The sequence below is a fragment of the Allobranchiibius sp. GilTou38 genome (assembly GCF_017565325.1).
Taxonomy (GTDB): Bacteria; Actinomycetota; Actinomycetes; order Actinomycetales; family Dermatophilaceae; genus Allobranchiibius; species Allobranchiibius huperziae.
This window is the reverse complement of sequence record NZ_JAGEKN010000007.1, coordinates 1-13,558: the sequence shown is the minus strand read 5'-3', so window position 1 is coordinate 13,558 and position 13,558 is coordinate 1. Positions and strand designations below refer to the sequence as shown.

11 protein-coding genes, 1 tRNA gene and 1 riboswitch are annotated in these 13,558 nt (G+C 69.3%); of the genes, 8 read left to right on the top strand and 4 right to left on the bottom strand.

The window, feature by feature from the left end; translation table 11 throughout:
* Nucleotides 1-676: 676 nt before the first annotated feature.
* Complete coding sequence (locus JOB34_RS09235; protein ID WP_208052455.1) at nucleotides 677-1,480, bottom strand: hypothetical protein; 804 nt, start codon at nucleotides 1,478-1,480, stop codon at nucleotides 677-679.
* A gap of 326 nt (nucleotides 1,481-1,806) precedes the next feature.
* Between JOB34_RS09235 and JOB34_RS09230 the strand changes: the two genes are divergently transcribed.
* A complete protein-coding gene (locus tag JOB34_RS09230; RefSeq protein ID WP_179482859.1) occupies nucleotides 1,807-2,508 on the top strand; it encodes an alpha/beta hydrolase in 702 nt (233 codons plus the stop codon).
* Between the two features lie 522 nt (nucleotides 2,509-3,030).
* Here JOB34_RS09230 and JOB34_RS09225 read toward each other — a convergent pair.
* Nucleotides 3,031-3,342: a RidA family protein gene (locus tag JOB34_RS09225; RefSeq protein WP_208052454.1), complete on the bottom strand. Its 312-nt coding sequence runs from the start codon at nucleotides 3,340-3,342 to the stop codon at nucleotides 3,031-3,033.
* A gap of 202 nt (nucleotides 3,343-3,544) precedes the next feature.
* On the opposite strand from JOB34_RS09225, the gene JOB34_RS09220 reads away from it, so the two are divergent.
* Nucleotides 3,545-3,892: a VOC family protein gene (locus JOB34_RS09220; RefSeq protein WP_347813807.1), complete on the top strand. Its 348-nt coding sequence runs from the start codon at nucleotides 3,545-3,547 to the stop codon at nucleotides 3,890-3,892.
* A 353-nt stretch (nucleotides 3,893-4,245) separates the two neighbouring features.
* Here the strand turns inward: JOB34_RS09220 and otsB are convergent, their stop codons facing one another.
* Together otsB and JOB34_RS09210 are read right to left on the bottom strand one after the other, a co-directional pair.
* Complete coding sequence (gene otsB, locus JOB34_RS09215; RefSeq protein WP_208052452.1) at nucleotides 4,246-5,025, bottom strand: trehalose-phosphatase; 780 nt, start codon at nucleotides 5,023-5,025, stop codon at nucleotides 4,246-4,248.
* Nucleotides 5,022-6,440, bottom strand: coding sequence for a trehalose-6-phosphate synthase (locus JOB34_RS09210; protein ID WP_208052451.1), 1,419 nt, complete (start codon nucleotides 6,438-6,440; stop codon nucleotides 5,022-5,024). Before JOB34_RS09210 ends, otsB begins: the two co-directional genes overlap by 4 nt.
* A 135-nt stretch (nucleotides 6,441-6,575) precedes the next feature.
* On the opposite strand from JOB34_RS09210, the gene JOB34_RS09205 reads away from it, so the two are divergent.
* From JOB34_RS09205 to JOB34_RS09180, 6 genes are all read left to right on the top strand, one after another.
* Complete coding sequence (locus tag JOB34_RS09205) at nucleotides 6,576-7,763, top strand: CopD family protein (RefSeq protein WP_208052450.1); 1,188 nt, start codon at nucleotides 6,576-6,578, stop codon at nucleotides 7,761-7,763.
* A gap of 73 nt (nucleotides 7,764-7,836) precedes the next feature.
* Entirely contained in the window at nucleotides 7,837-9,663 is a 1,827-nt protein-coding gene (locus tag JOB34_RS09200; RefSeq protein ID WP_208052449.1) for a serine/threonine-protein kinase, read from the top strand.
* Between the two features lie 137 nt (nucleotides 9,664-9,800).
* Complete coding sequence (locus JOB34_RS09195) at nucleotides 9,801-11,366, top strand: threonine/serine exporter family protein (RefSeq protein ID WP_208052448.1); 1,566 nt, start codon at nucleotides 9,801-9,803, stop codon at nucleotides 11,364-11,366.
* A gap of 186 nt (nucleotides 11,367-11,552) precedes the next feature.
* Nucleotides 11,553-11,696: riboswitch (cyclic di-AMP (ydaO/yuaA leader) on the top strand.
* Between the two features lie 77 nt (nucleotides 11,697-11,773).
* The gene (locus JOB34_RS17865) at nucleotides 11,774-12,433 is read left to right on the top strand and encodes a transglycosylase family protein (protein ID WP_279538904.1); all 660 of its coding nucleotides are present in this window, start codon (nucleotides 11,774-11,776) and stop codon (nucleotides 12,431-12,433) included.
* A gap of 325 nt (nucleotides 12,434-12,758) precedes the next feature.
* The gene (locus JOB34_RS09185; RefSeq protein WP_208052446.1) at nucleotides 12,759-13,397 is read left to right on the top strand and encodes an A24 family peptidase; all 639 of its coding nucleotides are present in this window, start codon (nucleotides 12,759-12,761) and stop codon (nucleotides 13,395-13,397) included.
* A 47-nt stretch (nucleotides 13,398-13,444) separates the two neighbouring features.
* Nucleotides 13,445-13,517 (top strand) — tRNA-Thr (locus tag JOB34_RS09180).
* Nucleotides 13,518-13,558 lie beyond the last annotated feature (41 nt).

Below are 13,558 nucleotides of genomic sequence, written 5' to 3'. Positions count from 1 at the left end.
ATTCGGGGGGCTGTACGGGCTGGTGGGGGCTAGGCAATGGGCACTGGTGCTTGCCGGTGGGCAGGGCTGGATAGGCATATTCGGCACAGTTTTCCTGCTGCTGTCCATTGTGTATCTGGTGTCCGCGTTGTGCTGGCGCGATGACACTCCTGATAGCGCTGACGATGTCGACAAGCCCACTACAGACAGTGGGATATGACGGAGCAGCGCGGTACGGCATCCGGTTGTGGCACGGTCCGCGCGCCGGACCGCGATGGCTGAGCGGGTCGAGTCGCCGCGGCCGTGCATGGTCGGGTCGATCAGTTCCGGCAGGAGTGATGGGCTCGTCTGCTGCTGACACCGTGCAGTGACCACGCGCTTGTAGCTGATTTCGGCTGTAGCGGTCCGGACCCTTCAACCATGCATGATGACGTAAGATTTGGTTATGCATACAGTGGTCGCGGTTGTTGTGATTGTGGTACTGGTTCCGGTGATGCTATTTCTCGACAGCAAATTTGGTCTATTTCGCAGGAAAAAATAGCATTCCAAGATTGGACCAGTTCGCCCCATCCGAACTCAGTGACACTGCAGCGTGGCGTGACGCACACGGGATTGGCCCGTAGAGCGATCGTTGATTGACCACATAGCACGAAGGGTCGTCCCAATCGGGACGACCCTTCGTCGATCTGGCTCTGCGTCAGCGTTGTGAGGTGGGGCTGGTGGCGCCCCAGATGTAGGGCTGCTCGGTGTAGACGGCCCGGTAGTCGCGGGTCGCGGTGCTGGTGTAGCTGTAGGAGGTCGCGCCGGTGGAGTTGGTGGAAAAGGACTTCAGGCTTGTCCATGCGGTTCCGCCCTTGGGGCGGTACTGGATGACGCCGGTCTCACCGGCCCAGGGGATGTTCTTGTCCAGGCTGGTGGCGTACCGCACAGCGCGGGTGTTGATGGTGACCTTGCTGCCGGACCTGGAGGTCTGCAGACCAGCCCAAGATCCGACCTTGATCGTTGTTCGGGGTGTGTCCTGGGTGTACGTGTGGCCCTGGTCGTCAAACGCGAACCAGCCCTTCCAGCTCAACACACCCAACGTGTCGTTCCCTCCCAGGAATGCATCGTCGTGGTCGAACAGCACGGTGTAACTCGACCCCGTAAAAGTGTCACCGCCGGCGAACCAGGCTGCGGAGATTCCTGGGTGGAGGGCGCATCCTCCGGTAAGACCGATGTATCCGAAGTAACCGGCTCGGTCTAAGCGGATCGTGGATGGCACGACCAGCTTGCAGGTCCCGTAGGGGGCGGTGGAGGTCGCCGGATGGATGCGGGCGATGTCTGTGAGGATGGCTTGGCGGCTAACGTGGTGCACCGTTTTGGTGGTGGTCGCGGCACCCGCGGGCGCCGCGATGGCAACGCCCAGAGCTGCGATGGCGGGCACTGCGCCCACGGCGGTGAGACGACGAATCATGGATTGGCCTGCTTTCGCACGGTTGGCGTGGTTCCCCGAGTCGGCCACACCCGAGCGCAGCCTATGGGTCACCTGTGCCCGGCGGGTCGTTTACCGCGCGTAGCGCCCGTGGCCACCCCAGGTGAAGCCGCAGGCGGTGATGCCCAGTCAGGGATCGGCCGTCGATACAAACGACCACGGCTGCACCGCGCTGGGCCACCGCTTGGGCCCGACGCTCGGTCCGCCCACCGCGACCGCCAGATCGCCGGGTGTCCGGGAGGGCGCGCCTGACATGATCGATTGGATCAACGACGTTGCGCTGGCGTGCCTTTCACGCGTACCAGACGTTGCGGATAACGTCGGGTGTCCGGGAACGACGACGCAAGGGGCAGTCGATGGAAGTGGTCTTCGTTCACGGGGCATTGGTGCGCGACGGTGGGTGGTGGTGGCAGCCGACTGCTGATGTGTTGCGAGAGCGCACTGGGATGACCAGTCGTGCCCTGGCTTTGCCGTCGTGTGGCGAGACCACACCCGAGGAAGCGGCCGGAGGCCTTGTCGCGGACGCGGCGGCGCTACGACGTGAACTGGACCTGGTGGATTCCGCGATTGTCGTCGGGCATTCTTACGGAGGAACCGTCATCGCCGAGGCGGGCCACCATCCGTCGGTGGCACACCTGGTGTACGTGTCGTCCTACCTGCCCGACGTCGGACAGACACAGAGCGACATCATGAGCAAGGAGACGAACCCGGTGGCGGTCAGCGACGTCGGCGGCGGCATGCTCGGCGTCACCGGATATGACGCTGATTCCTTCGGTGCCAGGTTTCTACAGGACACTGATCAGGACATCCAGGAACAAGCCTGGAGCCGCGTGACCCCTCAGGCGGTTGGTGCCTTCCTGACGGTCACGAGCGCCGCCGGGTGGCGCAATATCGATTCCACTTACATCGTCTGCGGCAACGACCGCAGCACCTCGGTCGAGTTGCAGCGATCCCACGCGAGCCGAGCCACCAGGACCGCAGAGATAGACACTGGGCACCACCCCTTCATCTCTCAACCCCAACTCATTGCCGCACACATCGAGGCGTTGCTTCCGTGAATGTTTTGTGGCAGTTGGGCAGCTTCGTAGGGTCGCTCCCGACATAAGTCGACCGAACACCACTGAGCAGCCGAGGGAAGCGGCAGCCCCGGTCATGCCGAACATAACTCGGCCCTCAACATCCCGTCGAAGCTGCGCATCGACAAAGACTTCGACATCCGGTTGCGGCACCGCGCGGCTCAAGCCCAGGTCCCCGTCTCTGCTCTTGTGCGCCGCCTGCTGCGGGAAGCGACCACCTACCCGAGGCATAGACCCGGACAGTTGATCAGGTAGAACAAATGGGCCGCCGCGTGCTCAACGAAGCAGGCTCAACCCACTGACGGGACCGCCCGCAGGGCGATCCCGATCGGGTAGCTTCATCATCGGCCGTTGCGCAGCACACTCGCCGTACTGACCGGGGATCTGTCAACGTGCCCGATCACTGCAATCAGCCGACGACTGCGATGGCCTCGATCTCGATCAGAAGCTTGGGATTGAACAGCGCCTGCACACCGATGATCGTGATGGGTGGCATGGGCTTGGCTATCCCCTCGGACTCCTGTGCCGCGCGACGCCGTCGAGCACCGCATCCCACTTGTCCAACCGCCAGTCGGGTATGTAGCAGGTGAGTCGCGCGATGTCCTTGGCCTCGCCGCCGCCTCCGCGAACGCCGATAACGACGTAGCGAAGCGCGCCGTACACCTGGCCGGCCAGGTCGTCAGCCTCCACGATGCCGTCAGGTGACGTGGCGGTCTGTCCGGCCAGGAACAGCAGCCGCGATCCCGTGCCGATCGCGAGCGGTGCGTAGTCGCTCTGGCGGAGCAGGCCTGCAGGATGGCTGAGCTCGACGGTCACAGGTTCCCTCTCCTCGGCGGGCGCACTCGCCAAGTGTGGTCCAGTCGAGTTGCGAAGTCGATGCCAGCGCTTCGGAGGCACGCGACCAGATCAGTCCCGGGAAGGGGGTCGTCTCGCGGTGATGGATGGCCGCGATGACGGCGTCGTGTGGTGTCATGCGGTCATGTCATCCTCAGACCGTCCAAGTGTTCGACTCGCCGCGGTGGCCCTCGACGCGATCGACCCGCTTCCAGAGGCGGAGTTCTGGCGGGATCTGCTCGGGTTGCAGATCATCTGGCAGAACGACGACTTCGTCGCGTTACGCGGCGCCGCCGTGCTCATCACCGTCCAGCGTGTCGCCGATCATCGCCCACCGGACTGGCCCACCGGGGAGGTCCCCAAGCAGCTGCACCTCGAGCTCGCCGTCGCGGATCTTGATGACGGCGAGCGGGCCGCCGTCGCCCTGGGGGCAACTCGCGCGTCTGCTCAACCGAGCCCGGATCGATGGCGAGTGTTGATCGACCCCGCCGGTCACCCGTTCTGCGTGACCAATCAAATCCCCGAGCCATGAGCCTCAGCTGAACTCCCGGTGGGGAGCGGCGTGACGAACCGGGGTCGGGCGCGTCTCGAACGCACTGCAGGACCAACTCTGCGTCCGCTGGTGGGACGGCGCAGTCGGTGATCGTCAGTTCGAGCGCGGGGGTCGCGAGCCGGCGACCGTCGTCGAGAATGCAGCGCGGCCGTCGGATACCCGCATCGCACGTCGACCACGTAGCCGTCACGAAGCCAGCCGCCTGATCGACTGCTGACGACCGCGACAGGCGGGCCCGCACCTACGCCGCGGGCGCGATGCTGCTTGTCGGAGGACCTGCTGGCGGTTCGTGCGGTGGTCGCGGCTGGGTCGAGGCTGCTGGTACGAACGGATCAGCGATCGCGTGCGGAGGCGACCTGCCGGATGACGGTCAGCACGTCGGCGGAGTCGTGGATGCGGTGCGCTGCGACGGTGTCGCCGGCGCCGACCTTGATGGTGACGTGCCCGTCGCTCGCGTGGAGCACCTCGAATGCGCGCTCGTCGGTGCGGTCGTCGCCGAGGTAGCAGGTGACCTGCGAGCCGACGTGGTCCGCCAGCGCCCGCAGTGCGGCCCCCTTGTTGGTGTCGAGGACGCCGATCTCCAGCACGTTCTTCCCCGCGATGACGTGCACGCCGACGAGTTGCCGCGCGGCGTCCTCGGCCGCGGCGATCGCCTCGTTCGCCACGTCGTCGTCCATCCCGCGGGTGTGCAGCGCCGCACCCGCTGCCTTGCGCTCCACCCGGGTGCCGGGGTGCTGCGCCGCCACCTGCTCGAGCGCGTCGACGACGGTGTGCAACCGGTCCGCGGCAGCGTCGTCCCACACCTCGCCGGTGTCCAACGGGATGCTCGGCTGGGCTCCGTGCGAGCCGATCAGCACGATGGGCTCGTCCTCGGCGATCCCGGACAGGTGCCGCAGGGTCGCCAGGTCGCGGCCGGACACGATGGCGACCGTCGCGCCGTCCGAGGCCGCCACCTCGCGCAGCGCCTGCACCGAGCCGTGGATCGGCGCCGACATCGACGGGTCGAGCACCAACGGGGCCAGCACCCCGTCGAAGTCCGTGCCGTAGAGGATCCGATCGTGTGCGGCGTACGTCATGAGTGCCTGCTGCAGGGCCGGGTCGAGGTCGCTCACGACGCCGGCTTCTCGGGTGCGGCCTCGAGAGCGGCCAGGAAGTGGCCCGCCCACTTCTGGACATCGTTGTCCAGCACGACTTTCCGCAGCCGCCTCATCTGGGACCGGCGTTCCTTCTCCGGGGCCTCGATCGCGGCCATGATCGTCTTCTTCAGGCTGCGGATGTCGTGCGGATTGCACAGGAACGAACCGCGCGCGAGCTCGGTTGCGGCTCCGGTGAACTCACTGAGCACCAGGGCCCCGTCGTCGGCGCAGCAGGTGACGTACTCCTTGGCGACCAGGTTCATCCCGTCGCGCAGCGGCGTGACCAGGGCGACGTCGGCCGCGACGAAGAGGGCGATCATCTCCTCGCGCGGGAAGGACCGGTGCATGTACGTGACGGCCGGCGAACCGATCGGGGAGTGCTCGCCGTTGATCTGACCGACCGTCTGCTCGACCTGGCCCCGCAGCGTGCGATAGGCCTGCAGTCGCTCACGACTGGGCGTGGCGACCTGCACGAGCGTGACGTCGGCCGGGTCGAGGGTCCCCTCCGCGAGCAGCTCGCCGTACGCCTTGAGCCGGTGCCGGATGCCCTTGGTGTAGTCCAGCCGGTCCACGCCGAGCAGCAGCTTCCTGGGGTTGCCCAGATCCTTGCGGATCTGGGCCGCGCGCTCGCGCACGGCGTCGGAGTGCGCGAGGGCGTAGACGTCGTGGGAGTCGATCGAGATCGGCACCGCCGCGGCGCGCGTCGTGCGACCGTCGCCGTGGTGCACCACATCGCCCCGCACCCGCACGTGCAGCAGTCGGCGGCACGCGCGCAGGAAGTTCTCGGCGTCCGCCGAGCGCTGGAACCCCAGGAAATCCGCACCGAGCAGACCCCAGAGGAGGTCCTCGCGGCCGGGCAGCTGCATGAAGAGCTCGACCGGCGGGAAGGGGATGTGGTTGAACCAGCCGATCCGCACGTCGGGGCGCAGCTCGCGGACCATTGCGGGCGCGAGCTGCAACTGGTAGTCGTGCACCCACACCGTGGCCCCGGGCGCCGCCAGGTCGGCGATCTTCTGCGCGAAGCGCTGATTGACCCGCTCGTACGCGGTGCGCCATCGTCGCTTGAAGGTCGCCGGCACGATGACGTCGTGGTAGAGCGGCCAGATGCTGTCGTTGCTGAATCCCTCGTAGTAGTCGACGTGTTCGTCGTCGCTGAGGCCGATGGGGACCAGATACATGTCGTTGTCCTCGAACGGCTCCGGCGCCTCCCCGGTCTCTCCCGCCCAGCCGATCCACGCGGCGCCTTCGCGCCCTCGCATCACCGACTCCATGGCCGTCACCAGGCCGCCGGGGCTGCGCGAGATCGTCACGTTGCCCTCGTCGTCGGTGCTCTGGTCGACCGGCAGCCGGTTCGCGGCAATGACGAAGTCGAAGGTTTTCGGGTCGGGCACGCGGCACACTCCTGCTGTCGTCGGGTCGGCCGGTCTGGCTGCCCCACCCTAGGTTTATCGCGTTCCGACCGTCGGGCGTGCGTGCGCCCATGCCTGGCACCCCGACAGCCGTACTTAGGTTAGCCTCTCCTAACCATGACTGAGATCGCCGCTGCCGCCACCCCGTACGTCGCGCCGAAGCTATGGCGCGTGCTCACCGAAGTCGGGTACTTCGGAGCCCTCTGCGCCCTGATCGGGGGGCTGGTGACCGTGCTGCTCGTCGTACTTCCCGCGGCCGCCGGCGATGAGGACGGTGGCGCCACATCTGCCGACCATGGCGCCCGGCGTCGCGCCCTCGGCATGTTCCCGCTCATCGGCCTGCTGATGCTCGCCGCGCTCTACCTGCAGATGGCGGCACTGACCGCGCGCGCCGGCGAGTTCGGCTTCGGCAGGGGCCTGCAGCCGGGTGCGATCGGCGACTTCCTCAGCACGCCGAGGGAGAGCGGCGAATGGATCGCCCGTTCGATGCTGCGGTCACTCCAGGTCGCCCTCTTAGCGGGCGGTGCGGCGCTGGCGATCGTGGCCGGCCGGTTGCGCTCGGTGCGGTGGGCCGCCGTCGCGCTGCTCGTCGCCGTCGTCGGGGAGCTCGCCCCGAGCGTCCCGACCGCGTTCGGCGGGCTCACCGTGGACGACTGGCTGCACACGACGCTGGTCCAGGTGCACATCCTGAGCGGGGTGTGTTGGGTCGGCGGCCTGGGCGTACTGGCCCACCTCGCCATCCGGTCCCGAGGCGAGGGCAGCGGGCTGGCCTGGGCGCAGATCTGGTCCCGGTTCAGCGTGCTCGCGATGGGCTGCGCCGGCGGCATCCTCGTGTCGGGCCTGTGGCTGGCGTGGGAGCACGTCGGATCGTTCGCGCAGTTCGTCACCACGCCGTACGGCCGGTTCCTGCTCGCGAAGGTGGCGCTGGTGGGGTTGATGCTGCTCGCGGGCGCCTACAACCAGCTGGTCCTGCTGCCCCGGGTGACCCGTGCGATGCGGGAGCACGACGAGACGCGAGTCGGCAGAGCCGTGTTCGACCACTTTCCGCGCGTCGCCGTGGCGGAGACCCTGCTCGGGCTGGGGGTGCTCGTCGTGGTGCCGTTCCTCGCCGGCTCGGCCCGCAGCGAGGCCGGGGGCGGCCAGGTCAGGCCGCTCGACGGTCGCACGTTCCTCATCGGAGTGCTGCTGGTCGCCGCGATGCTGCTGTCCTTCTGGGCGACCGGGCGGATCGCGCGGGCTCAGGCTCAGCGACCGCACGTCCAGGCCGACCGGCCGACGGTCTCTGCAGGCCCTACCGGCGAGTGAGCCGTCCGTGCGTGCCACGCCGCGCCGGGAAGGCTCCCGTTCGGCGCACCGTGGGAGCACTTACGGTTGAACCATGTCCTCCCCCGATCGCCGCACCGACGCCTCCCAGGGCTTCACCGGTGCCTCGACCGACGCCATCCGGCTGCCCACGGGGCCGGCCCGGAGGAACGCGGCACAGGGCGCACCGGCGTACGACACCATCGGTCCCTACCGGCTGCTCGGCAAGGTCGGCGAGGGCGGCATGGGCGTGGTCTACAAGGCCCTCGACCGGCGTGACCAGGTCGTCGCCCTGAAGGTGCTGCGCGCTCACATCGCCTACGACGACGGCGCCCGCGAGCGCCTGCGCCGCGAGGTCACCACGCTCTCCCTGGTGCGCTCATCGCGGATCGGGTGGGTGGTCGACGCCGATGTCGACGGTGACCGTCCCTACCTGGTGACCCGCTACGTCAACGGCCCGCCGCTGGACGCCGTCGTGGAGGAGACCGGGCCGCTGGGTGCCGCGCAGCTCGCCGCGCTCGGCAGCGGCGTGGCGGAGGCGCTGCGCGACATCCACCGCGCCGGCATCGTGCATCGCGACCTCAAGCCCGGCAACGTGCTGATGGACGGCGAGGAGCCGGTGCTCATCGACTTCGGCATCGCGCACGTCGCCGACGAGACCCGGCTGACCAGCACCGGTCTGGTGATGGGCACCCCCGGCTACCTCTCGCCGGAGATCGTCGAGGGCGGCGATGTCACCGAGGCCACCGACTGGTGGGGCTGGGCGGCCACCCTGGCGTACGCCGCGTCCGGCACGGCGCCGTTCGGTCGCGGACCCATGCACGCCGTGCTCGACCGGGTCTCGGAGGGCCGTGCGGATCTGCGCGGAGTCGACCCACGGATGCGCCCTCTGCTCGCCGCCGCGCTCAGCCCCGAACCGAGCGCCCGCCCGAGCGCTGCCGAGGTGCTCGAGCAGCTGCACGTCTATTCCACCGGCGGGCACACGACCGGCATCGCGGTGCGGCGGACCCGCCCGGCCACCACCCAGCTGCCCGAGGGGCGCGAGCGGGGTAGGGAAGGCCGCGCGGATCGCAGCGACGTCGGGCTGTGGGGCAGCCAGGCGGCGCGTCGCGCCGAGCCCACGGGGCCTGCGGCTCCCGTGCTGCCGCCGGTCGCCCGGACCCCGGACCCGACCCGCGACTACCGGCCTGCGCCGCGGCAGGCCGTCGACCCGGGTTGGGGCGCCACCCCATCGCCCGACCCGTCGTACGCCGGCTCCGGGCGCACCCACCTGGATCCCCGCATCGGACGGCCCGCTCGCACCGGGACCCTCGCCGCGCTCGCCGCCGCGGACGTGGGGCTCGCGGTGCACTGGCCGGTGCTGGCGCTCATCGTGACGTTCCTGTGGTCGTTCGCCGCTCGCTGGAACGATCGGGCGATCACTTCGATGGTGCTGCGCCGCTACAACTCCGGGCCCCGCAGGTCCGATCCGATGGTCGCGGTCGCGACGTCGCCGCTGCACGCCGTCGTCGGCGCTTTCTCGGCGCTGCTCACCATGGTCATCCCGTTCTTCGTGGGGGCATGCGTCGCCGCCGCTGCTGCCGTGGCGACGGCATTCGCGCGGCATGCGCCCGCCGCCGTCGACCGCCCGATCCCCATGGTGCTCGGCACCCTGGCCGGCTGCGCGGTGCTGTGGTGGGGCCCGGGCAGCGCGGGGATGCGGCGCGGTTCGCGCAGCATCGTGCGCTCGGTGGCCCGGGACGTGCCCGTCACCCGGGTCGTGATCGGGGTGTGCGTCGCGATCGCATTGCTCGCGGTGCTCTACGGTCTGGGCTCCCTGGACCAGGGGGTGAGCACCTTTCCGTATGCCGACACCGCACAGCTCCCCCTGAGCGACGTTCTTCCCTCGCTGCCAGGTGGCTGAGAGAGCATGACGGGTCGCCCCGCGGGGCGTCTCCCGTGTGCCCCGCTCGCTGAGCCGACGTCCCCGTCGGGCCCGTGCGTGGCGGGTGCGGGAGCATCGAACCTTCCCGACCGACGTACCGGAGGTGCGTGAGACCCATGGCGCAGTACGGCCACGAGGCACCGTTGCCCGACCCGGATTCCGGTAGCTACCGGATCCCCGAGGACACCGACTCCACAATCGCCGAGTCGCCGGCCCATGGGTTCGCGGTGGCGCGACGGATGCGTTTCCTACGCGGCGAGCCGGTCACCGAGCCCATGCCGATCGCGGACGCGCTGCGCAACTCGCCCTACCGGCACCCCGCGACGATGAGCGCACCGGAGAAGGACGCCGGCACCCGCAAGGCGCTGGATCTCGCGGTGCGGGTCGGGGAGTTACTGCTGCGCTGCGGCGCGGGCACCCGGGACGTAGAGGCCAGCGTCGTCGCGGTCGCCGCGGCGGCGGGCCTGCGACGTCTCGAGGTCGACATCACCAACCAGTCGCTGCTGGTGCAGGCGCCCGGACCGTCGGGGGAGACCGTCACGATGCTGCGTGTGGTGCGGTCGAGCACGCGCGACTTCGCCCGGCTGACCGACGTCCACGTCATGGTGCAGGAGCTGACCCGGGGCGGCTTCACCGACATCGACGAGGCGCTGGGACGGCTCAAGCGGATCCAGCGCAGCACCCGGATCTACCCGCGGTGGTTGATCGCGGTCGGCTATTCGGCGCTGGCGGGATCGGTGTGCGCGCTGCTCGGCGGCGGCAGCATGGCCATCGTCGTGGCCGTGCTGTCCGCCTTCGTCACCGACTATCTCGGCCGTCTGATCCGCAGGCGCAACATCCCGTCGTTCTACATCGACGCGGTCGGGAGTGCCGTATCCGTGATGCTGGCCTGGCTGGGCTACCTGCTGGCCGCGAAGGGCGACCTCGGACTGCAGATGTCGACGGCCGACTTCGCGTACGCCGTGTCCGGCGGGTTGGTCGTGCTGCTGCCCGGACGCGCGATGGCCTCGGCGGTCGAGGACGCCATCACCGGGTATCCGGTGACCGGCGCAGGCCGGTTGCTCACGGTCTTCCTCAGCGCCGCCGGCATCATCGTCGGCGTCGCCGGCGGCCTGTCCCTCACCCTCAAACTCGACTCGGCGCTCAACCTGCAGCTCACCTCACCGGGCGCCCTGCACTTCGGATCCTCGAGCGCGACGCTCAGCCTGCAGTTCCTCTACGGCGCGGTCGGTGCCGCCGCCGGTGCGCTCACGATGCGCAGCAGGCCGCGCTTCATCCTGCCGACCGCGGTGCTCGGCAGCCTGGCGCTGGGCCTGTCGGGTCTGGCGCACCTGGTGTGGGCCGTCGGGGCGACCACCTCCATCGCGGTGGCGTCGGTGTCGGTCGGGGTGCTCGCCCGCGTGATCGGCCTACGGCTCGGCGCGCCCGCCCTGGTGCTGGTGCTGCCGGCGGTCTCGCCGATGCTTCCCGGTCTGCGGATCTTCGAGGGCATGTATGACGCCATCGTCGGCTCGGTGATCGGCTCCGCCGCCTCCAATACCCAGAGCGCAGCGGCGTTCCCGACCCTGCTCGGCGCCGCGGGAGTCGCTCTCGCCATCAGTACGGGGGTCGTACTCGGCGATGTGCTCGCGGCACCGCTGGATCGCAACGCGCTGCGGCGCCGCCGAGCCCGCATACGCTGATCTTTCGGATAGAGCAAGCATTTCCGCCCGCGTGTCGCAAACCTCCGGTAACGTTTGCCGCCCCTGCACGATGTGATCACCAGTCACACGCACCTCATACGTCACAAGTACGGGGAAGTGTCACAACTGCATACCGCACACCCGCGCGTCCGGACGCCGAACCTCATCGGACGCACCGGCCCCTCACTCCCGAGGACGCCGGCCGAGGACGGGGGACCCAACAACGGCGGACGCCGTACGTGTCTGCCTAGGGGTGAAGCCGGCACGCCGGCCGGGCACCTGACAGCCCGAACCCGACAGCTCACCCCGCAGGCGTTCGTCAGGAAGGAACGCTCTTGCGTTACGCACCGAAACACGCTGTCGCCAGACCGTCCTCCACCACCGGACGACGCACCGCTGGAGTCATGATGGCCTCCGCCGCCACCGTCGGCGCCGGCCTGGCCACCGCCGGCGCCGCCCACGCGGAGTCCCCGTACAACGTCTGGGACCGCGTCGCGACCTGCGAGAGCAGCAACAACTGGGCGATCAACACCGGCAACGGGTACTACGGCGGGCTCCAGTTCTCGGCCAGCACCTGGACCGGTTTCGGCGGCTCGAAGTACGGCGCCACCGCCAACCTGGCCACCCGCGACCAGCAGATCTACATCGCGCAGGCGGTGCTGCGCGCCCAGGGCCCCGGCGCCTGGCCGGTGTGCAGCGTGCGCGCCGGGCTCACCCGCGCCAACGGTCTCGCCGTGGTGGTCAACCCCGGGAGCGGCAATCCCACTCCTCAGCCGCCCCCCTCCCGCGGCAGCGTCCGCAAACTCGCCGTCGACGGCTCCTTCGGTCCGCTCACCATCAGAGCGGTGCAGCAGTGGGTCGGCGTGTCGCAGACCGGCACGATGTCCTACTCCACCCGGACCGCCCTGCAGCGCAAGGTCGGCACGACCCCCGACGGCGACATCGGCCCCAAGACGGTCGCCGCCCTGCAGACCAAGATCGGCATCAGCCGCGATGGCGCGTCGTACATGAACACGCGCACCGTCCGCGGCCTGCAGACCTTCTTGAACGCGTACGTGCTGGTCTGACCGACCACTCGAACCGCCCGTCCCTGTTGTAGGGGCGGGCGGTTCGTCGTCCTGCGGTGTGTTTTCTGTTTTGTGCTGCTGACGTTTCGGCCCGCTCGGTCCGAAAGGTGCAGTGCGGCAAAGGGTGTGGCGCTCGTTGTGGCCCGCTCGGTCCGAAACGCGGCGTACGCGTGGGGCTCGGCCGTCACAAGGGCACCGCTCGGTCCGTTGCGCGCGGCGCGAAGGGTGGTGACCCGGCACAAGGGCGCCGCGTGGTCGCTTGTGAGCATCGACCTTTGTCCACAGACCGCCCACGCGCCGGCGCGCGGGCGACCAGACTGACGCGATGATCGCGGCCGCCGTCCTCCTCGCTGGCGCCGTCGGCGCGGCGTACGGGGAGTGGCTGCGTCGTTCGCTCGCGACGGGGCGCTATCGGTTGCCCGAAGAGAGCGCACCGCTGCCCGCCCGCAGGTGGCTCGTGCCTGTCGCGGCACTCGCGGCCGCCGGTGCGGTGTGGCACTTGGCAGACCTGCACCGCTGGGGCCTGGTGTCGGCGTACGTCGTGCTGATCGCCGTCGCGCTCCCGTTGGCCGCGATCGATCTGGACGTGCATCGGCTGCCCGACCGCCTCACCCTTCCGGCCATTCCGGTGATCGCCCTGCTGCTCGCGCTGGACTGGGATGTCCACCGGCTGCCACGCGCACTGCTCTGCGGGGCGCTCGCCGGAACGGTGTTCCTGCTTCTTGCACTGGCCGTGCCCGGCGGCCTCGGCCTAGGCGACGTGAAGCTGGCCGCCCTGCTCGGACTGCCGCTCGGATGGTGGGGTTACCCGGTGCTGATCCAAGGACTGGCAGGGGGTTTCGTGATCGGCGGGCTCGTCTCGCTCGTGCTGGTGCTCACGCGCAGGGCGACCCGGCACACCCACGTCGCGCTCGGCCCGTCGTTGCTGCTCGGCGCACTGGGAGCGCTGCTCGCCGCCACCTGAGCCCGCCGGTACCATCGGTGCCGGTCCGCGCGGTGTCGCGAGCCCACGCCGGTGTAGCTCAGTTGGTAGAGCGCCTCACTTGTAATGAGGATGTCGCAGGTTCGACTCCTGTCTCCGGCTCCCGTTCTACCGAAGACGCCACGAGGGGCTCGGGTCGCGGC